This window comes from Aeromonas sp. s10, from assembly GCF_040907975.1.
Classification (GTDB): Bacteria; Pseudomonadota; Gammaproteobacteria; order Enterobacterales; family Aeromonadaceae; genus Aeromonas; species Aeromonas caviae.
In genome coordinates this window covers 170915-189900 of record NZ_JBFOCV010000036.1, presented here as the reverse complement: position 1 = coordinate 189900, position 18986 = coordinate 170915, and the positions used below count along the sequence as shown (strand labels likewise).

General features: G+C 55.2%; 19 protein-coding genes and 1 pseudogene. 12 read left to right on the top strand and 8 right to left on the bottom strand.

Annotation, left to right across the window (positions count from 1 at the left end; translation table 11 throughout):
• Nucleotides 1-153 (top strand): annotated as a pseudogene (gene hcp1, locus AB5Y59_RS12770) (type VI secretion system effector Hcp1); the annotation flags it as partial.
• Between the two features lie 62 nt (nt 154-215).
• Here the strand turns inward: hcp1 and AB5Y59_RS12765 are convergent.
• A complete protein-coding gene (locus AB5Y59_RS12765) occupies nt 216-461 on the bottom strand; it encodes a hypothetical protein (protein ID WP_139736615.1) in 246 nt (81 codons plus the stop codon).
• 45 nt (nt 462-506) lie between these two features.
• Here AB5Y59_RS12765 and AB5Y59_RS12760 point away from each other — a divergent pair, with 45 nt between their 5' ends.
• From AB5Y59_RS12760 to AB5Y59_RS12715, 10 genes are all read left to right on the top strand, one after another.
• Nucleotides 507-2552: a type VI secretion system tip protein VgrG gene (locus AB5Y59_RS12760; protein WP_368212082.1), complete on the top strand. Its 2046-nt coding sequence runs from the start codon at nt 507-509 to the stop codon at nt 2550-2552.
• On the top strand, nt 2552-3421 hold the full coding sequence (locus tag AB5Y59_RS12755; RefSeq protein ID WP_368212080.1) for a DUF4123 domain-containing protein: 870 nt from the start codon (nt 2552-2554) through the stop codon (nt 3419-3421). The genes AB5Y59_RS12760 and AB5Y59_RS12755 overlap by 1 nt, the downstream gene beginning before the upstream one ends.
• The gene (locus AB5Y59_RS12750; RefSeq protein WP_368212079.1) at nt 3418-6591 is read left to right on the top strand and encodes a T6SS effector BTH_I2691 family protein; all 3174 of its coding nucleotides are present in this window, start codon (nt 3418-3420) and stop codon (nt 6589-6591) included. The genes AB5Y59_RS12755 and AB5Y59_RS12750 overlap by 4 nt, the downstream gene beginning before the upstream one ends.
• Entirely contained in the window at nt 6591-7397 is an 807-nt protein-coding gene (locus tag AB5Y59_RS12745) for a hypothetical protein (protein WP_111736017.1), read from the top strand. The genes AB5Y59_RS12750 and AB5Y59_RS12745 overlap by 1 nt, the downstream gene beginning before the upstream one ends.
• 119 nt (nt 7398-7516) lie before the next feature.
• A complete protein-coding gene (locus AB5Y59_RS12740) occupies nt 7517-8290 on the top strand; it encodes a hypothetical protein (protein ID WP_368212077.1) in 774 nt (257 codons plus the stop codon).
• A gap of 497 nt (nt 8291-8787) precedes the next feature.
• Nucleotides 8788-9582 (top strand): hypothetical protein, encoded by a 795-nt coding sequence (locus AB5Y59_RS12735; protein WP_368212076.1) that lies wholly within the window; start codon nt 8788-8790, stop codon nt 9580-9582.
• A gap of 295 nt (nt 9583-9877) precedes the next feature.
• Complete coding sequence (locus tag AB5Y59_RS12730; RefSeq protein WP_139736611.1) at nt 9878-10171, top strand: hypothetical protein; 294 nt, start codon at nt 9878-9880, stop codon at nt 10169-10171.
• Nucleotides 10168-10953 carry a hypothetical protein gene (locus AB5Y59_RS12725; RefSeq protein ID WP_139736610.1) on the top strand — a complete coding sequence of 262 codons (786 nt, stop codon included), beginning with the start codon at nt 10168-10170 and terminating at the stop codon, nt 10951-10953. Before AB5Y59_RS12730 ends, AB5Y59_RS12725 begins: the two co-directional genes overlap by 4 nt.
• 376 nt (nt 10954-11329) lie before the next feature.
• Complete coding sequence (locus tag AB5Y59_RS12720) at nt 11330-11590, top strand: hypothetical protein (RefSeq protein ID WP_139736609.1); 261 nt, start codon at nt 11330-11332, stop codon at nt 11588-11590.
• Nucleotides 11590-12321, top strand: a complete 732-nt coding sequence (locus AB5Y59_RS12715; RefSeq protein WP_139736608.1) for a hypothetical protein — start codon at nt 11590-11592, stop codon at nt 12319-12321. The genes AB5Y59_RS12720 and AB5Y59_RS12715 overlap by 1 nt, the downstream gene beginning before the upstream one ends.
• A 117-nt stretch (nt 12322-12438) precedes the next feature.
• Here AB5Y59_RS12715 and AB5Y59_RS12710 read toward each other — a convergent pair whose 3' ends face one another.
• Together AB5Y59_RS12710 and AB5Y59_RS12705 are read right to left on the bottom strand one after the other, a co-directional pair.
• The gene (locus AB5Y59_RS12710; protein WP_010673355.1) at nt 12439-13014 is read right to left on the bottom strand and encodes a DJ-1 family glyoxalase III; all 576 of its coding nucleotides are present in this window, start codon (nt 13012-13014) and stop codon (nt 12439-12441) included.
• A 30-nt stretch (nt 13015-13044) separates the two neighbouring features.
• A complete protein-coding gene (locus AB5Y59_RS12705) occupies nt 13045-13992 on the bottom strand; it encodes a ketopantoate reductase family protein (protein ID WP_045523610.1) in 948 nt (315 codons plus the stop codon).
• A 358-nt stretch (nt 13993-14350) separates the two neighbouring features.
• On the opposite strand from AB5Y59_RS12705, the gene AB5Y59_RS12700 reads away from it, so the two are divergent.
• Nucleotides 14351-14833 carry a YajQ family cyclic di-GMP-binding protein gene (locus AB5Y59_RS12700; RefSeq protein WP_010673357.1) on the top strand — a complete coding sequence of 161 codons (483 nt, stop codon included), beginning with the start codon at nt 14351-14353 and terminating at the stop codon, nt 14831-14833.
• A gap of 101 nt (nt 14834-14934) precedes the next feature.
• On the opposite strand, the gene AB5Y59_RS12695 is transcribed toward AB5Y59_RS12700, so the two are convergent.
• From AB5Y59_RS12695 to AB5Y59_RS12675, 5 genes are all read right to left on the bottom strand, one after another.
• Nucleotides 14935-15741 (bottom strand): outer membrane protein OmpK, encoded by an 807-nt coding sequence (locus AB5Y59_RS12695; RefSeq protein ID WP_039040713.1) that lies wholly within the window; start codon nt 15739-15741, stop codon nt 14935-14937.
• A 156-nt stretch (nt 15742-15897) separates the two neighbouring features.
• The gene (locus tag AB5Y59_RS12690) at nt 15898-17199 is read right to left on the bottom strand and encodes an MFS transporter (protein ID WP_268452743.1); all 1302 of its coding nucleotides are present in this window, start codon (nt 17197-17199) and stop codon (nt 15898-15900) included.
• A 187-nt stretch (nt 17200-17386) separates the two neighbouring features.
• Complete coding sequence (locus tag AB5Y59_RS12685; protein ID WP_213320389.1) at nt 17387-17716, bottom strand: hypothetical protein; 330 nt, start codon at nt 17714-17716, stop codon at nt 17387-17389.
• Nucleotides 17717-17830: 114 nt separating this feature from the next.
• Nucleotides 17831-18382, bottom strand: coding sequence for a peptidylprolyl isomerase (locus AB5Y59_RS12680; protein WP_010673361.1), 552 nt, complete (start codon nt 18380-18382; stop codon nt 17831-17833).
• Nucleotides 18383-18396: 14 nt separating this feature from the next.
• Nucleotides 18397-18969, bottom strand: a complete 573-nt coding sequence (locus AB5Y59_RS12675; RefSeq protein ID WP_368212073.1) for a YajG family lipoprotein — start codon at nt 18967-18969, stop codon at nt 18397-18399.
• Nucleotides 18970-18986: the final 17 nt, after the last annotated feature.

The following is an 18986-nucleotide window of genomic DNA, read 5'->3' as shown; positions in this document are numbered from 1 at the left end:
ATCGACTGCCAGATGCCCCACTGCCAGGATCCGGCGAAGTCCGACTTCACCCAGCTGATCCAGGTCTCCATGGCCTACCGCAAGATCGACTGGGAACACACCGTTGCCGGCACCTCTGGTGCGGATGACTGGCGCGCGCCGATCGAGGCCTGATCACCGATTTATTGATTGCCGTTGTTCCTTGTAGTGCACCCCAGGGTCTGATGACTGCCGTGTCAGCTGTCATCAGACCTGTGCAAGCTTTCTCCGACCCATTCAACCGGATGTGGTCGGAGCTTTTGTGTTTTGCCATCCGGCTGCATGGCGGCTGGATGGCAAAGCACAGCGAAGGCCGGTCGCACCATCTCCCACGATTGCCTTGTCAGATGAAAGCGGCGCTTCTCAGTTTGCACCGTGCCTTCCCTCGCGATGCTGATGGCGATGGTGACCCATCTTGCGACGCGCCTGATCTCAGACGTCATCCGTGCAGCTCCCGGGGCTGCGAACTGGCAGGTTAAGGAGCCCTCATGGCAGACAGCACAGGATTACAATTTACCGTCAAGGTAGGGGCCCTGCCCGAGAGTACTTTCGTGGTGGCCGAGTTTGCGCTGAATGAAGCGCTCAACCGGCCATTCAACCTGCGCCTTGAGCTGGCAAGTGCCCAGCCCGACATCGACGTTGGCGCCGTGCTGGACCAGCCCTGCGAGCTCTTGGTGTGGTACAACGGCGAGCTGCAGCGCCGGGTGTGCGGGGTGGTCAGTGACTTCGCGCAGGGTGACAGCGGTTTTCGCCGCACCCGCTATCAGCTCATGGTGCAGCCGGCCCTGTGGCGGCTGTCACTTCGCCACAACTCCCGCATCTTCCAGGCACAAAAGCCCGATGAAATCCTCAGCATTCTTTTGCAAGAGCACGGCATCACCGATTACGCCTTTGCCCTGAAAAACGAGCACGCCAAGCGGGAATACTGCGTTCAGTATCGCGAGACCGACCTCGATTTCGTGAACCGCCTCGCCGCCGAAGAGGGGATGTTCTACTTCCACGAGTTTGAAGCGGGCAAGCACCGCATCGTGTTTGCCGACGATGCAGCCGCGCTGACTGCCGGCCCCGAGCTCTTCTTCAATCTCGGCAACCGCTCCCTGGAGCAAGGCCCTTATGTGCGCCAGTTCCACTACCGGGAGGCAGTGCGTCCGAGCGATGTGGAGCTCAAAGACTACAGCTTCAAGACCCCGGCCTATGGCCTCTCCCACAAGAAGGTGGGGGCGGAGCTGACCCACCAGCGCGATACCTACCAGCACTTCGACTATCCGGGTCGCTACAAAGCGGACCCGAGCGGTAAGGCGTTTGTCCAACACCGGCTGGATGCGCTGCGCAATGACGCGGTGGCGGGCCAGGCTAAGTCCAACTGCGCCGCCTTGCAGCCGGGGCAGAGCTTCTCGCTCACCGAACACCCCAACGGCAACCTCAACACCGACTGGCAAGTGGTGCGCATCCAGCACACTGGCTTGCAGCCCCAGGCGCTGGAGGAAGAGGGGGGGAGCGGCCCGACCGTCTATCACAACGAATTCGGGGTGGTGAAAGCGAGCACCACCTGGCGGGCCCGCATTGGCAGCCCGGAGGCCCCTCACAAGCCGATGGTGGACGGCCCGCAAATCGCCATGGTGGTGGGGCCCGAAGGGGAGGAGATTTACTGCGACGAACATGGCCGGGTGAAGCTGCAGTTCCCGTGGGACCGCTACGGCAGCTCCAACGACCAGAGCTCCTGCTGGGTGCGGGTCTCCCAAGGCTGGGCCGGCGGCCAGTACGGCATGATGGCCATCCCGCGTATCGGCCACGAGGTCATCGTGAGTTTCCTGGAGGGGGACCCCGACCAGCCCATCGTGACCGGCCGCACCTATCACGCCACCAACCGGCCGCCCTACGAGCTGCCGGCCAACAAGACCCGCACCGTGCTGCGCACCGAAACCCATCAGGGGGAGGGCTTCAACGAGCTGCGCTTTGAAGACCAGGCGGGCAAGGAAGAGATTTATATCCACGGTCAGAAAGACCTGAACGTGCTTATCGAAAATGATGCCGCCTGGCACATCAAGCACGACCAGCACAGGGACATCGACAATGAGCGGGTGACCCGCATCAAGGCCAATGATCACCTCACTGTGAACGGTGAAAAACGGGATCACATCAAGGCCGACTATTCCCTGACCGTGGATGCCAGCTTGCACCAGAAGCTGGGGCAGTCCCTGCTTGTGGAAGCGGGAAGTGAGGTACACCACAAGGCGGGCATGAAGATAGTGATGGAGGCGGGTGCCGAGCTGACCCTCAAGGTGGGGGGGAGTTTTGTCAAAATCGACCCGAGCGGTGTCACCCTCTCGGGCGGCTCCATCAAGATGAACTCAGGCGGCAGCCCGGGTTCTGGCTCTGGCTGGGGTGGCCAGATGCCGATCCAGCCCGGAGCGGTTGAAGTGGTGGCGCCCCTGCCTCCCATGGACCCTGCACGTCAGATTGCGACGCTCAAGTCTGCCGAACCTGTGTGCGAGATCTGTGAGCAACTGGCCAGACAGGAGGGTGGTGGCTGATGGCCATGGCTTTCGTCGCAGAGCGTCCCGACATCGAGCTGAACAGTGGAGAGCAACTCTATCTGTTGCTCGATGGGGCGCGCATTCCCGCGCTGGAGCGCGCGTTGTTCGAGCAGGACCCATCGCCTTCCTATCAGCCTGTTTACCTTCACGCCCCCTGGGACAGCTTGCGAGAAGTGAGCCCCTGTCTGGTCTGTGCAACGCCCAATTTGCTGGATTGGTTTATGCAAAACAGCGATGCATCATGGGGTTACCTGTTATCGTCCCCTCTTTCTCTGTTGCCGTTGGCCGAGCGATTGCGTGGGCTTATCGAGGTGGAGAGTCCCTATGGCAGCAGGATTTTGCTCAAGCTGGCCATGCCGGAGACCATGTGGCGGCTGTTTATGGATGATGAACCCTGGCTCTGGCAGGGGGTGGCTCAAGTCTGGATCCCGACCCGGCAAGGGGAGGGGCAGGTGTGGCAGCACAAGGTTGCCGCGCCTGGAATGGGGTCCCCCATGGGGGTGCGCCTGCGACTTTCCGATGCGCAGTGGCGCCGTCTGGGAGAGGTGAGCTGGTTGAACACCCTCGATGGGATAAGAGCGCACATGCACACCTGGTTTGGGGCTCGCATGCTGACGCTGCCAGAACCCATGGCCTGGATTGCCCATTGGGCTGATTACGCCTATGCCCAGGGATTCGAGAGCGAGCGGGATCTGCTGCTGTTTTTCAATGTGATGGGGTATCTCGGCAGTGACTGGTTTGATGAAGATGAGCATCCCCGGATCAAGGCGTTGATTACCCAGCGTTCGCCCCAGACCCCTTCGCAACGTATCGAGCAGGCCGCCGAGCTTGCTGCCGCATTGAGCAACAAGGATCAAGACGCATGAGTACGCCCAATCAAGCCGCCCAGTGTGCAAACACGACCGACAGCAAGAGCCCGGCAGGAGTCTGTCCGCTCAAGAACAAGAAGATTGCCATCATCCCGGTGCGTTATGCCCTGGATGAGCCGTTCTCCCCGCCACAAAAGCAGTCTCACCCAGTCCCCGCCGGAGCAGGCTTTGTGGTGCCTCTCAAGTTGAAAGAGAGCGGTTATGCCTTGCGCCAACTGCGTGATGGCTGGCTCTATGTCTATGACGAAAAGACCAAGACATTTGATGAGTACGAGATAAAGGGAGCGACCTTTATCAGCCAGAGCAAGGGAAGCAAGGGGCATCTGCTCTACCCTGCGAGCCATACCCTCTCCCTCGCTTATTCTCCCCAGCGCTGGACGGGGCGCATCAAGCATGAGATGGAAAAGAGCGGCGGTTTGCGCACCACCTGGATGCGGCAGGTGAAACTGGGCAGTTTTGCCAGCACCATGAAGGCCCCTCATTGCGGTCTGCCAGATGTGCTCGACAAGGTTGCGGACCTGGGGATGTCCAACAAGGGATTTGTGCTCTCTTCTACCCCCCTTGCCAAGCCTGCCGAAGAGGACAAGCAGGGGATCAAGTTGCTGGCTCACAAACCTGCGAGTTCGCCGACTGCCTACAAGGCGGGCATACCGGATCCCAAGAGCGCCATGGTGGTCGCTCTGGAGGACCCGCTGGCCGACCTTGCCGACCTTTCCATGAAGGTCAATCAACTGCTCGCCAAGCGCGAAGCACTGCTGGGGAAAGATGATGCCACCATGAAGGTCAACAGCCACAAGCTGATGATGGCGGAGGTCACGCGCAACCTGGCCAGGGTGCGGCTCGACGAGAAGGAGTTGCCCGCCTCCGTCAGGGGAAATGTCGCCAGGACCCAGGCCTTTGAAGAGGCGCTGGATGATTATCTTGGGGATCGCTACCTCGCCGACATGGAGAGCATGACGGCAGAGCCCGGGATGGTGCGGTTCAACTCCCCCATGGAGAAACGGGCTGATGAGAAGCTGAAAATCTTGCGGGAACAATATGGTTTCAATCCATCCCAAAAACAGGTTTCCCAATGGAAAGAGCGCGCAGCCTTCCAGGATGAGGTCAACTGGAGCGGGCTCAATGCCTTTATCAAGCAGTATCAGGTGCCACTCAATGAGCTGGATCTGGCCCTGACGCGGGCTCATGAAGACCTGTTCAACGGTGTGACCCGCCTCAAGGCCGATCCGCTGCCCTTTGGTCTGGACAACAGAACACCCAAGGGACAAGCCTATCTGCAGACCCTGTTTGCCGAGGCCGGGCCGGTTCTCTCTCTTAGCTGCCGCACGGAGGAGAGGAAGAAAGCGCTGGAGAAACTGCTGGGCGAAAAGAGCCGCGACAACTTGCTGGCGCTGGCCCCTTATGGCTTTGATGCCGCGTTGCACAAGGGATTGAGCGAGCTGACGGTAGACAATGCCTGGCTCAGCACCTCCTCTGGGGATATGACAGCTCTCTTTAGTCGTATCGCTGAACTGGAGACATTATTGGGGGAGGAGAGGCTCAAGCAGAAACCCTGGTTCCAGAAGGTGGAAGCCGTGATCGGCGCGATGAAGGAAGCGGGAAAATCCATGGCCAAGGGGGCTCACGCCCAGATCATGGCGGCCATCTTGCCCCATGCCTGGAAGAACAGCCTGGCGGGCAACCTCAGACTCGTATTGCTGGAGTCCCTGCTCGGCGACCAGCCGCTGCAGGTCAACCGAGACTATCGGATGCTCCACAACCGCTTCCAGCAGAAGGTCTGGATCATAGTCAAGGAGATGTCGGCCATCAGCTCTCCTCCTCCCGGGCGCAGCACCACGGTGAAGGCCATCAACGGTCAGCTAAAAACCTTGCAGCAACAGCTTGATACCCTGATTGCCAGTGAAATGCCCCTGCTGGTGAAGCTGAAAGGTGATCTCTACCAGCAACAAGCCAGACAATATGTTGGTGACTATCTGGCGAGCGTACGTAGCGGCGTGAATCAACGCATCACGGCCATGAACGAGAGAATTCCCAATCTGGCGACCTTTGGCGGGCTGGTTGCCCTGCTCAACCTCTGGAATCTGACAGTAGTCATCGCAGGGACGGCGCAAAACGCCCAGTCCATCGGTCGGGAACGGGCAAATATGCAGCTGGGCTCGGCCTGTGCCTGGACGGGCAATGCCATCGCCGCGCTCTATCAGGGGGCTGTCTGGGAGAAAATCAAGATATCAAGTGCCGGAGATAAGGCGCTGACTTTATTGTCAATAAAGACGGCAAAAGATGGGGAGCATGGCGTCCTAGTTAAAGCCTTCTCTCTACGGATGTTGGCATTTGCTGGCCTCGGTATGGCAGCTGCAGGGGCAGAGATGTGGGACACTTTGCAGGCAACTCATGATCCCCTAATTAGTGGTATGGAGAAGACCCTCTCACAGATGAAGATGGGCGTATTGGGCGGGCAGTTCTTTATTTTTTTTGCACAGATTGTGCAATTAGGTATCAATGGTTTACTGGGTTATTCATCCATCGGAGCCATCTGTGCAACTTGGATGGGCGTGGGGTTCTTTGTGTTGGGTGCGGCCTATCTGGTGTTGACTGTGCTGCTCAATATTTTTAAACGCTCGGATCTGGAGAAGTGGTTGTTGCAATCCACCTGGGGCAAGCAGCCTGCCAACTGGTCTGCCGAAGATGAGTTGGCTCGCTTTGAAATGCTGGTCAATAAACCAGGGGCCAGTTTGACTGTGGTACGCACCGCACCTCAGGGGTGGATGGACACCGGTCGATCCCAGTGGCAGTTGCAACTCTCGCTCCCCGCGCACTTGCGAGGGCAGACCATAGGCCTGAAGGTCATCGGCCAGCCAATTGCGAGAGCTGGTCAGATGGTAGCGGCGCGCTCTAAGGAGGAGCTGGTGCGCTATCAAGCTGCGATGCAACCCAAGGTGATAGAGACTCTACGAGGGCGCTGGGATGATATGGTCTATTCCCTGCCGCTGGGAGTGGATATCAATTCGGCTATAAAACTGGAACTGGGCTATCTCGGGGGCATGATTCAGCGGGAGTTTATTTTCAAGGGCAGCAGTAGCAGTAGCGGCCCTGTCACATTGAATAGCAGTAGCGGTGATCTGGGTACCATGCCCGCGTTGGTGGTCGGCAAGTTGGGGAATAACTGATGGACAAGGTGAACGAGGCAATCGAGGTGAGCGAGCAGGAAACCCCTTTTCATCTGCTACCGCAGGAAGAGCAACAGCGCATTATCGATGCCAATCAGAAGAGAGTGCGTGAGGCACCGACTCTCCATGAATGGGATATCAGGGTTCCCACGCCATTAGCCTGGATTATCATTATGATAACGAGCCTCTTTTCGATACTATTTCTTGGGGGGGGGGGGCTGTTATTGACTGCAGGTGAGGATTGGAGCGTTGTTTATATTATGTTGGGCGTTACTGCTGTAATGATACCTTATTTTCGTTATTTGGTGATGGCGGATAAAAATTACAAATACCGACTCACTACGGAAGGTCTAATTGTGACTTATCAGGATGCCATCCCGGAGATTGCATACACCGTAGTCCGTGGTCTTGCTTGGTTGGGTGTACTTGTATGTATTATGGCAGTAGCCATATTAGGGCCGCTATCCTTGGTCGGTGCTGGTGGCATGGCTATTTTTGCAATTTTCTTCACTGATTTCAAAAAGGAAGAGCATATAGAATATACATTGTTCAATAAAAATAAAACCAATGTGATTAAGGTTGTCAATAACGCAGCCTTCGTTCAATTCGAAACCATTCCGTTTGGTTATTCAGGCTTTGCAAATTTTTACTGCTATAAAAACGAATTGAAAAAAATATTGGCATCCTTGTTACCAATATTAAATTGCCGGGAGTATAGGGAATTTAAAACTATATTGTCATTAAATAGAGCTCCTCACAGTTCTCTGGATGTAGGCGTACCAAGAACACTGGATGAGCTAAAATAATCATTCTGAGAGTCTTTCATGTTTATTGCTCTTGGCTCAACCTTAGCATCGGTCCTGTTACATTGGTTCGCCGCCATGGTGTTTTTGACGCTGGTAATCGGAAAGCAAGGGAATAAATAATGGAAAAGAAAAACGAAGTTATTGAGGGCAATGAGCAGGAGACTCTTTTCCAGCAGCTACCGCAGGAAGAGCAACAACACATTATCGATGCCAATCGAAAAAGGGTACGTGAGGCACAAACTCTTCATGAATGGGATATCCGGGTATCTACAGCATTTGCATGGCCAATGATATTAATAGTCGTTGGCTCTATGATGCTATTTGGAGGTGCAGCGGTATGGTTTGCTGGGGATAATGATTGGACTTTTGTTTATATGATGGTCGGAATGTCGATAGTGATGACGCTCTATTTACGTTACTTGGTGATGGCGGATAAAAACTACCATTACCGGATGACGACAGAAGGCTTAATAGTCACTTATCATGATGCCATTCCTGAAGTGGCCTATACCATAGTGCGTGGCGTGGCGTGGCGTGGCGTGGCGTGGCGTGGCGTGGCTTGGTTTGGGGTGGTGGTTTGCGTGATGGCGGTGGCTGTATTGGGGCCATTAGCACTGGTTGGTGCAGGTGGCATGGCTCTCTTTGCTGTATTTTTCACTGACTTTAAGAGTGAAGTCTGTGAGGAATTCACTCTATTTAACAAAAAATGGCCACACGTCTTTACCATCTCGAAGAGACATAGAGCTTTGCGGTTTGAATCTGTACCGTTTAAGTCTGCGTTCAGTCGTACACTTTATTGTAGAGTCGAGGATATAGACGTTATTCTCAATTTAATAAAGTCTCATATCCTTGTTGAGAGTGTGAAATATATCAAAGGTCACCCTGGGATTTAACCAAACAAATTAATTTTTTTATTCGATCAGCTATGTTAAATAGAGCAGGTCGTCAATTTTACGTAGTGAAATTTCTACCGTTGTAATCCATCAAGATCAAGCCATCTTTCTGGTTGATAAAAGTTAAACACTTGGTGGCTAACCTCTTGCGGGGGTTGACCATTGGGCTAAGCGTTATCGGCCAACCTCTGGCTCTGGTCGGTCATATGGTGCCGGTACACACTAAAGAGGACTTGGCCAGCTATCAGACCGCCATGCAACCCAGAACGCTGGAGACATATCGCGGGAGCTGGGAGGACATGGTCTATTCCCTTCCGCTGGGTGTGGATGCCAATTCGGCCATCAAACTGGAACTGGGCTATCTCGGGGGGCATGATTCAGCGGGAGTTTATTTTCAAGGGCAGCAGTAGCAGTGGCGGCCCAGTGACATTGAATAGAAGCAGCGGCGATCTGGGTACCATGCCCGCGTTGGTGGTCGGCAAGCAAGGGAATAAATAATGGAAAAGACACACGAAGTTATTGAGGTCAATGAGCAGGAGACTCCTTTCCATCAGCTACCGCAGGAAGAGCAGCAACGTATAATCAATGCCAATCAGAAAAAGGTGCGAGAGGCACCAACTCTTCATGAATGGGACATCCGAGTTCCAGCTGCATTTGCCTGGCTGGGGATACTATTTTTAATCGGAATACCTACCTTGATTGGTAGTGCCATGATATGGAATGAGTCATCCAATGGTTGGGTATTTATTATAGTGGGGGCAATTATGCTCCCCTATCTTCGATATTTAGTGATGGCGGATAAAGATTACCATTATCGGTTAACTACGGAGGGTGTAGTCGTCACTTATCAAGATGCTATTCCCGAGGTGGCCTACACCATAGTGCGTGGTTTGGCTTGGCTTGGTGTGGTGGTATGTGTCGTAGCGGTTGCCATATTGGGGCCACTAGCCTTGGTTGGCGCTGGTGGCATGGCACTTTTTGCTATTTTTTTTACTAACTTCGAAAAGAAAATATCAGTTGAATACACGGTTTTCAATAAAGATAAAAAATATGTTGTGAAAGTGGTGAAAAATATAAGCCTTATTCGCTTTGATATCATACCATTCAGTTGGTTCGAGTTCTCTTATTTATATTGTAATGAAGGTGAACTATATAAAACCTTATCAAGCTTAATGAAAGAACTTGGGTGTGATGAATATAGAGAGTTTAAAAGTGAATTATCTCTTCGCAGAGCTCCTGTTGGTGTGTTGGATGTTGGCACGCCAAGAAGGCTGGATGAGATTAATAAGTAAACCCTTCGAGTAATACCTTTTTCAGATGTGACAGTTATAGAGAAATTATTGGTGTCAAAAAAGTGGTGATTTCAATCAACTCTGGTGCAATCAGTCTATCGTAGATGATCTGGTTCCTTTTGAAATGCTGGTCAATAAGCCAGGGGGCAGTTTGACTGTGGTACGCACCGCACCTTAGGACTGGATGGACACAGGTCGTTCCTAGTGACAGTTGCAACTCTCGCTCCCTGCCCATTTACGAGGACAAACAATAGGGTTAAATGTTACTTCTCAACCACTTGCCAGTGCTGGCCAGATGGTGCCGGTACGCTCCAAAGAGGATCTGGAGCGCTATCAGGCAGCCATGCAGCCCAGGACGCTGGAGACACAACGCGGAGGTTGGGATGGTCTGGTCTATACCTTGCCTTTGGGGGTCGATACCAATAGTGCCATCAAGTTGGAGCTGGGATATATGTGTGGCATGGTACAGCGGCAATTTGTCTTCAAGGGCAGCGGTAATAGCAACGGCCCCATTATATTGGATACCAGCAGTGGTGAGGTGAACTCTATGCCTGCACTAATAGTTGGCACGCAAGGGAATAAATCATGAACGAGGAGATTGAGGTGAGCGAGCAGGACATCCCTTTTCATCTTCTGCCGCAGGAAGAGCAGCAACGTATAATTAATGCCAATCAGAAAATGGTGCGTGAAGCCCCTACGCTCCATGAATGGGGGATTAGGGTAGAAACACCTTTTGTCTGGCTAGTTATTTCAATCCCAGTTGGTATTATGATGTCTATTGGTATATGGCTAGTGTATAGCGATGATGATGCAGGTTGGGCTCCTATTATAATGGGGGCAATAGTTGCTGCCTTTACTCGTTACTTATGGCTAGCAGATAAAAACTACCATTATCGGCTAACGACAGAAGGTTTAATCACCACTTATCAAGATGCCATTCCCGAAATGGCCTACACCATAGTGCGTGGGTTGGCTTGGCTGGGGGTGGTAGTTTGCGTGATGGCTATGGCTGTATTGGGACCGTTAGCATTAGTTGGTGCAGGTGGCATGGCGCTCTTTGCGGTATTTTTCACTGGCTTCAAGAAAGAAGAGATAGTTGAATATACACGATTCAATAAAGAAAAAATAAATATAATAAAGGTGGCTAGGAAAGCCGCTTTTGTTCAATTTGAGACTGTTCCTTTTGGCTACTCTGGATTTGCAAGCTTCTATTGTTATAAAAATGACTTGAATAAGATTCTTTTTTCTTTGTTATCGTTGCTGAATTGCTGCGAGTATAGAGAGTTTAAAACTGTTTTCTCATTAAATAGGGCTCCCCATAGCTCTCTGGATGTTGGTGTACCAAGAAAATTTGATGAGCTTAACACCTAATGACTCAGGTGGCGCTGTGCGATTACAGTGTCATTTTTCATTATTTCAATGTTTGTATTGGCTATGTTGCTCAATATCATTAAAACGCTCAGATCTGGAGAAATGGTTGTTGCAATCCACCAGGGGAAAGCAGCCTGCCAATTGGTCCTCGTAAGACGAACTGGCTCGCTTTGAATTGCTGGTCAATAAACCGGGCGCCAGCCTGACTGTGGTGCGCTCCGCGCCCCAAGGTTGGATGGACACCGGCCGTGCCCAGTGGCAATTACAACTATCTCTTCCTGCTCACCTCAAAGGGCAAACCATAGGGTTAAGTGTCATGGGACAACCTCTGGCCCGGGCCGGTTAAATGGTGCCGATACGCTCCAAGGAGGATCTGGTGCGTTATCAGGCGGCTATGAAGCCCAGGAGTCTGGAGACACAGCGCGGACGTTGGGATGAGATGGTCTATACCCTGCCGCTGGGGATTGATACCAATTCGGCTATCAAACTGGAGTTAGGGTATCTCGGGGGTATGATTCAGCGGCAATTTGTCTTCAAGGGCAGCAGTAGCAGTGGTGGCCCAGTCACATTGAATAGCAGCAGCGGCGATCTGGGTACCATGCCCGCGTTGGTGGTCGGCAAGCAAGGGAATAAATAATGGATAAGGTAAACGAGGTAGTTGAAGCGTGCGAGCAGGAGACCCCTTTTCATCTATTATCGCAGGAAGATCAACAGCGCATTCTCGATGCTAATCAGAAGAAAGTGCGTGAAGCCCCTACGCTACATGAGTGGAATATTAGGGTAGAAACACCTTTTGTTTGGCTAGTCATTTCAATCCCCGTTGGTATTATGATGTCTATTGGTATATGGCTAGTGTATAGCGATAATGATGCTGGTTGGGCTCCTATTATCATGGGGGCAATAGTTGCGGCCTTTACTCGTTACTTATGGTTGGCAGATAAAAACTATCATTACCGGCTCACAACGGAAGGTGTTATCGTCACCTATCAGGATGCTATTCCAGAGGCAGCCTATACCATAGTGCGTGGTCTTGCTTGGTTGGCAATCGCAATATGTGTGATGGCCGTTTCCGTGTTGGGGCCATTTGCCTTGGTCGGTGCTGGCGGAATGGCTTTTTTTGCGATATTTTTCAATGACTTTAAACGTGAAGTGTCAGAGCATGAGACCATGTTTAAAAAAGATTGGGTCTATACACTTTTTATATCCAATAAGAAGAAGGCTGTAAGGTTTGAATCAACCCCTTTTAAAATATCATACAGTGATACTTTATATTGTAAATCTGAAGATTTTGAGAATTTTATTGAACTGCTCAAAAAGCAGATTCGATGCGCCGAAATAAAGTATATTAAAGGTCATCCAATGACCTGACTTTTATAGTCTACCTGTCAGGTGAGGACCATCTCCATGCCGTCTGAGCCTCCAAAGCAGAGCCCCCTTGCCACTGGCAAGGGGACTCTGTCGCTTTCATCGGAGTGCCCGATGTGGTTATGGCGATAGCGAGGGGGGCAACACCATGGGACCGGCCACCGTACGGGCGGCCTCGTCACCTCGCAGTACCCGTACTATCTCGAGAGCGAACTCGATAGCGGTACCCGGGCCCTGGCTGGTGATCAGGCGATGGGCTTCATCGGTCACTACCCTTGCCGTGCTCAATTGTGTCGCGGGCAGACGGGCCTGAAAGCCCGGGTGGCAGGTGATGCTCGCATCCCCCAGCAAGCCGTGATGGTGCAGTACCACGGCGGGTGCGGCGCAGATGGCGGCGCGCCAGCGGCCGAGGCCTGCCTGCTCCCGTAGCAGGTCGATGGCGAGGGGGGTGTTGCGGATCACTTCGCTGCCGGGCAGACCGCCCGGTACGACCATGGCATCGAAGTCACGGGTAGTCAGCTCGTCGAGATGGCAATCCGCCACCAGTTGCACCCCGCGAGAGGCGCGGATCTGGCGCGCTCCAGTGGGGCAGCAGGAGGCCAGCACCACATCGATGCCACCCCGAACCAGGGTATCGACGATGGCAACCGTCTCTATCTCTTCCGACCCGGGGGCCACCAATACCAGTACGCTCATCTAGCACTCCTTGCTTGCCAGCTGCTCTGCTCAGCGCTTCTCTTTGACGGCCTGATAGAGGCCCTGATTGACCGGCACCGCGATACCGTGAAGGGCGGCCTTGTTCAGCAGGAAGCCGGTGATGGCTTCGATCTCGGTCTCGCGGCCCTGTTCCATGTCCTGATACATGGAAGAGTAATTGTCGGCGGTGAGCTCCACCACCATCATGACACGGCGCAACAGCTCTTCGCTGCCGGTAGGCTGACCTTCGGCCCGCATGACGTCAGCCACTTCCACGCAGATTTGCTGCAGGGCATCGGCAAAACGCGGACCAGCCAATTCGCCGTTCTTGAGCTTGTAGAGCGCGGTGAGGGGATTGATGGCGCAGTTGACGGCGAGTTTCTGCCACTGGCGTGTCAGGATCTGCTCATCCCAGCCGGCCTGACCCAGGGCGCTGGCCAGCTCGTCGGCGAGGTGGGCATGGGCACGGGCCGCTTCGTTGACAGGGCCCAGCCAGGTCTCCCCCTTGCCGGTGTGGCGGAACACGAAGTGGCCGCTCTGCATGGCGCCATGGCTGGTGACGCCGGCGATCACCGGGTTGTCGGGGAAGAGTGCGACCACCTGATCGGCGATCCCCATGCCGTTGTGCAGCAGCACGATGGGCACCCCTGCCGCCAGTTGCCCGACCAGGGGAGTGAGGGCCGATATCACCTGCCCCGCCTTGGTCATGACCAGCAGGCGTTTGATGCTGCCCGGCTTGTCGATGAAGGCGCGTTCGATGGCCAGGAGCTGGGTATGCCCCTCAAGGGAGGTAAAGTCGACGCCGGGGTGCAAGGTGGCACGATGGCGCTCGCGCAGCAGGAGGCGGGTTGCTTGGCCGCTTTGGGTCAACAGGGAGGCGAAGACGCCACCCAGGGCGCCGCAGCCCAGCAAGGTCCACTCGGGAGAGACAGGGTGACGGCGTGTTTTCAGGTTGTTGTCGCGTAATCCGCTTGGCATGAAGAGGCTCGATCATGGGAAGGGCTGCCATCCTGTCAACCGCCAACCCGGGATAAGGGAAGATGTCGCTTGGTGAATACCTGGAACCGGTGCATGAGCTGGTTGCCGGGTCGTGCTCAAGGTTCATGCGCAGCCAGGGAGCCTCATGTATGCATGACCATACGGGTGCCTGGGCTGTACTTTACCGAGTGTCGGACCTCTCGCGACTGCTCCTGAACGGGTTCTAACGGGTCTCACCATTCCTGTGCGCAGGGGATTCTAGCAGAGCAATCCCATCGAAATCAGCAAATTTGCCCGTTTTCTGGTAGATTTGCCCACCTGTCAGCACAACCTGAAGTACAGCATGAGGAGCCCGGCTATGCCGTCATTCGATATTGTCTCTGAAGTCAAAATGAACGAGGTGTTGAACGCCGTTGATAACGCCAACCGTGAACTGGCGACCCGTTTCGATTTTCGTGGTGTGGAAGCCAGCTTCGAATTGAACAAGGAAGAAGTAAAGCTGGAAGCCGACGCCGATTTCCAGCTCAAGCAGATGGTCGAGATCCTGCGCGGCGCCCTGCTCAAGCGCCAGATCGAGAACAGTTCCATGGACGTGGGTGACAGCGTCCACTCCGGCAAGCGTTTCCACCTGACCGTGAAGTTCAAGCAGGGGATCGACAAGGAAGTGGCCAAGAAGCTGGTGAAGCTGATCAAGGATTCCAAGATCAAGGTGCAGGCTGCCATCCAGGGCGACGAGGTGCGGGTCACCGGCAAGAAGCGCGACGATCTGCAAGAGACCATGGCGCTGGTGCGTGGCGCCGAACTGGGCCAGCCGATGCAGTTCCAGAACTTCCGCGATTGATGGCGAACGGGGAGGGCGCGGCTCTCCCCCACTGCCAGCATGAGGGCATAAAAAAACCGGAGCAGCTGCTCCGGTTTTTTGTATCCGTGTGACGAGTTCGATTAGAACTTGTAGGTCACGGAGAAGTAGTGGCCGAAACCAGTGGTCTTCAGACCGTAGGAACCGTTCTGGATGCCGTAGATGTCGTTGAAGTACTTCAGACCGTAACCGACGGCGTAGCGGTCGGAGTGCCAGTACAGACCGTTGAACATGGCGGTACCGTCGGTGGAAGTGTCCTTGGCATCAAACAGGTGATCCAGGTAACCCTGATAGGCTACGAAGCTGCCGTTGGAGAAGGTGTAGAAAGGCTTGAACCAGTTCATGGAGAACTGATAGCCGTTCCAGCCCTGCTCGCCACCGCCTTCATTGACGTGACGGGCATACAGGTTCATGCCCATTTTGCCGAACCAGGGCACCATGACGTCTGCACCCAGACCGGTCATGGCTTCAAACAGACCATCCGGACCACCGACGTTGATCAGGTTGGCGATGTAGACTTCCTGCACCGGGCCGAAGGAGAGATCTTTGCCGGTCATGGCATCGATGGAGATGCGCGGTGCAAATTTGATGAACAGGTTGTCCTGGTTGTGCTTGTCGTCGTGACGGTTCTGGAAGATGTCGAATACGTCGACGTAACCGTACAGATCGAAGATACCGGAACGGCCACCAAACTCCATTTCGAAGTAGGTATCGTTGTAACCACCTTCGGACTCAGCGTAGGGCAGCTGGTCGATGGTGTGCATCACGTTGAACTGGAACCACTTGTAGTCGTTCTTGTGGATGTCGCCGCTGTAGTCGGCAGCGAAGGCCGGAGTGGCGGAGGCAGCCAGCAGACCGGCAGCGATCAGAGTCTTGGTAAATTTGGCCATTTTATTGGTCTCTTGTGCGTTAGTTGAGGTTTTCCGTAGCCTGCCCACAAGGAGCGGGAGGGATTCTAGCCAAATAAATTCAACGGATAAACAAGCACCAGGGAACTTTGTCAGGATTTGTGAATCTAATCACCCCCTAAAATGCGCAAACGCTTGCTATTTGTGCGTTTGTGGTGACAAGGTGCTGCCTCGTTTGGCAACCATGATGATCAGGATCATCACCGGAATGCCGAGCAGACTGGTGCCGATGAAGAAGTGGCTGTAGCCGATCTGCTCCACCACGCGACCAGAAAACCCCGCCAGCAACTTGGGCAGCAACAGCATGATGGAGCTGAACAGGGCGTACTGGGTGGCGGAGAAGGCGACGTTGGTGAGGCTCGATAGATAGGTTACAAACGCAGCCGTCGCTATGCCGGCGCTGAGGTTGTCCAGCGAGATGATCAGAGTCAGCAGCTCCAGGTTGTGGCCCACTTCGTTGAGGAGAGCGAACAGCAGGTTGGTGCTGGCGGTCAGCACGGCGCCGAGGAACAGGATGCGCAGGGTGCCAAAGCGCATCACCAGCACGCCCCCGAGCGCGGCTCCCACCAGCGTCATGATGACGCCATAGACCTTGGTGATGGTGGCCACTTCCGTCTTGCTGAACTGCAGATCCACATAGAAGCTGTTGGACATCACCCCCATCACCACGTCCGAGATGCGATAGCAGGCGATAAGCCCGAGGATCAGCAGGGCCGAGGAGCCGTAGCGGCGGAAGAAGTCGGCGAAGGGACACCAAATGGCCTCGTAGGTCCAGGCCCCCAGCCCGGCCTGCGTGGGTGACCAACCCCGTGCCAGCAGGGTGGCCTTGCGCGCCATCTGCTGCTCGTCCTGACTCTTGAGATCGATCTGCGGCTCGTGACTCATCAGGGTGGTGAGGATGCCAAGAGACATCAGCCCTCCCATCAGCAGATAGGTGAGCTGCCAGCCGCGATAGTCATAGCCGCTGTTGCTGCCGAGCCAGGCCGCCAGCGCCAGTGCCCCCGCTCCCGCCATGATCATGGCGAGTCGATACCCCGTCATATAGGAAGCGGCCATGGCCGCCTGCAGCCGCTCGGGAGCGGATTCGATGCGATAGGCGTCGATGACGATGTCCTGGGTGGCAGAGGAGAAGGCCACCAGCAGAGCGAAGAGGGCCAGCTGGGCGAGCTGGGTCTTGGGATCGCAATAGGCCATCCCCACCAGGGAGAGGGCGATCAGCACCTGGGAGAACAGCATCCAGCTGCGTCGTCGCCCAAGCAGCCGTGACAGCAGGGGCAGGGGCAGCCGATCCACCAGGGGCGACCACAGCCACTTGAAACCGTAGGCCAGCGCTACCCAGCTCATGTAGCCGATGTCGGTCAGGCTGACATCCGCCTCGCGCAGCCAGAACGAGAGGGTGCCAAAGACCAGCAGCAAGGGCAGGCCGGAGGAGAATCCCATGGCGAACAGGATGAGTACCCGTGCTTCCAGATAGACGGCGAGGGCATCTCGCCAGCGGGTGGCGCGGCCCGGTGTGTGACTGGGCGGGCGGAGATTGTTCAACAGCCTGACTCCTCTGGGAAAAGGGGGTCATTTTGTCAGGTTCGGCAGGCGTAGCCAAGGCAAGCCGAGGGGTGGGCGGCAGGTTTCAGGGGCGCGAGCCGATGCAGTGGTGCGGGCAGGGGCCCTCGTCGGCGAGAAAATTGGCGCAGGCCATGAGTTGCAGGCGCAGCGCGTCATCACAGAGGAGGTGCTGCTCATCCCACAGGTGCAGGTTGTGAAGCAGATGCCAGAACACTCCTTCCTGTGCGTTGGCGGGGGTTTTGTCCATGGGGATCACGCAGAGCGCCTGCCAATGGGAGAGGAGCTGCCAGCTCAAGTCCTCCAACTGCTGATAGGGAATCTTGCGTGCCAGAAAATGGCGAACCGCCTGGGCCAGCGGGTCGGCGTGTTGGGTTATGTAATCATGACAGGTCACCGGCTCCTCCTTCTGGTTCTGCTCCCCGATGCGTGGCACACATCGGGGAGCAGAGTATAGAAAAAGAGACCGGTGACCCGTTCAGGGACGCGGTGGAATGTGATCCGGGCCGCGTTATTTGTCCGCGAGCAGCACCACTTTCTTCAGGATGATGGGGCTGGTGGGGACGTCGTTGGCACGCAGGATGGAGCTGTAGCCGGTCTGGACCTGGGCCAGTTTGTCCAGCACCTCCATCCCCTTCACGACCTGGCCGAACACGGTGTAACCGGCGCCGGCATTGGCGTTGAGGTTGTCGTTGTCCACCAGATTGAAATAGAACTGGCGAGTGGCGCTGTCGACCGCCTGGGTGCGGGCCATGGCGATGGTGCCGCGCTTGTTGGGCAGGCCGCCTCTGGACTCGTTGACCACGGGATCGAAGGTCGGCAGGGGCTGGAACTGCTGGTTGTAGCCCCCACCCTGCACCACGAAGTTCTGGATCACCCGGTGGAACAGGCTGCCGTCATAGCTGCCGTCAGCCACGTAGCGCAGGAAGTTCTTCACGGTCTGGGGCGCCTGTTTGGGGGCCAGCTCCACGACGATGGTGCCATGGTTGGTCTCCATCTGGACTTTTTGACCGGCAAAAGCCAGGGGGGCGATCAGGGTGACCAGTAACCAGAGTTTCTTCATTTATATGTCCTCGCTCAGCTCGGCTGGCCCTTGAGATAACCGCGCAGCGCCTCGTCGGCCATGATCTGCTGCAGCACGCTGCCCAGCTGCTGGTTCAGGGTGGATTCCAGATCGGCCATGCTCGGCTCGCCCGGGCTCTCTTTGCTGGAGGACATGTTGAACTGCTTGGTCAGCTTGCTGCCCTGGAAGTCGGCAATCACCTGCAGGTTGACGCGGGACTTGGTGACATAGGTGAAGGTCTTCTCTTCCACGGTGACGGCGGCAGTGGAGATGGCCAGCGTCAGGTTGGTGGTACCGCTGTTGCCCACTTCCAGGCCCTGGCTGCGCAGCCCTTCCGCCAGTTTTTCAGCCAGCAGGCTGTTGAGAGGCTGACTGCTGTTTACCAGCACAGGGGCCTTCTCTTTCTTCTTGATGGAGAAAACATAGGCGGCTTCACGCTTGTCCACCCCTTCCATGGTGATGCGGTTGCCGGAGTAGTACTGCTGGTTGGAGGGGATGACTTGAGGGTTGAGCAGGGCGCTCTCGGGCCAGTGAGTAGCACAACCGCCCAATACCAGAGCGGCCAGCAGCAAGAGTGACTTTTTCATCATGGGTTTCCTTTAGC

Excerpts from the sequence above, each read along its gene's own strand:
- AB5Y59_RS12750 (WP_368212079.1), top strand. The coding sequence starts at position 3,418 with ATGAGTACGCCCAATCAAGCCGCCCAGTGTGCAAACACGACCGACAGC.
- AB5Y59_RS12740 (WP_368212077.1), top strand. The coding sequence starts at position 7,517 with ATGGAAAAGAAAAACGAAGTTATTGAGGGCAATGAGCAGGAGACTCTT.
- AB5Y59_RS12710 (WP_010673355.1), bottom strand. The coding sequence starts at position 13,014 with ATGAGCGTACTGGTATTGGTGGCCCCCGGGTCGGAAGAGATAGAGACG.
- AB5Y59_RS12730 (WP_139736611.1), top strand. The coding sequence starts at position 9,878 with ATGGTGCCGGTACGCTCCAAAGAGGATCTGGAGCGCTATCAGGCAGCC.
- AB5Y59_RS12760 (WP_368212082.1), top strand. The coding sequence starts at position 507 with ATGGCAGACAGCACAGGATTACAATTTACCGTCAAGGTAGGGGCCCTG.
- AB5Y59_RS12755 (WP_368212080.1), top strand. The coding sequence starts at position 2,552 with ATGGCCATGGCTTTCGTCGCAGAGCGTCCCGACATCGAGCTGAACAGT.
- AB5Y59_RS12695 (WP_039040713.1), bottom strand. The coding sequence starts at position 15,741 with ATGGCCAAATTTACCAAGACTCTGATCGCTGCCGGTCTGCTGGCTGCC.
- AB5Y59_RS12680 (WP_010673361.1), bottom strand. The coding sequence starts at position 18,382 with ATGAAGAAACTCTGGTTACTGGTCACCCTGATCGCCCCCCTGGCTTTT.
- AB5Y59_RS12705 (WP_045523610.1), bottom strand. The coding sequence starts at position 13,992 with ATGCCAAGCGGATTACGCGACAACAACCTGAAAACACGCCGTCACCCT.
- AB5Y59_RS12765 (WP_139736615.1), bottom strand. The coding sequence starts at position 461 with ATGACGTCTGAGATCAGGCGCGTCGCAAGATGGGTCACCATCGCCATC.
- AB5Y59_RS12700 (WP_010673357.1), top strand. The coding sequence starts at position 14,351 with ATGCCGTCATTCGATATTGTCTCTGAAGTCAAAATGAACGAGGTGTTG.
- AB5Y59_RS12675 (WP_368212073.1), bottom strand. The coding sequence starts at position 18,969 with ATGAAAAAGTCACTCTTGCTGCTGGCCGCTCTGGTATTGGGCGGTTGT.
- AB5Y59_RS12715 (WP_139736608.1), top strand. The coding sequence starts at position 11,590 with ATGGATAAGGTAAACGAGGTAGTTGAAGCGTGCGAGCAGGAGACCCCT.
- AB5Y59_RS12690 (WP_268452743.1), bottom strand. The coding sequence starts at position 17,199 with ATGGGATTCTCCTCCGGCCTGCCCTTGCTGCTGGTCTTTGGCACCCTC.
- AB5Y59_RS12735 (WP_368212076.1), top strand. The coding sequence starts at position 8,788 with ATGGAAAAGACACACGAAGTTATTGAGGTCAATGAGCAGGAGACTCCT.
- AB5Y59_RS12745 (WP_111736017.1), top strand. The coding sequence starts at position 6,591 with ATGGACAAGGTGAACGAGGCAATCGAGGTGAGCGAGCAGGAAACCCCT.
- AB5Y59_RS12725 (WP_139736610.1), top strand. The coding sequence starts at position 10,168 with ATGAACGAGGAGATTGAGGTGAGCGAGCAGGACATCCCTTTTCATCTT.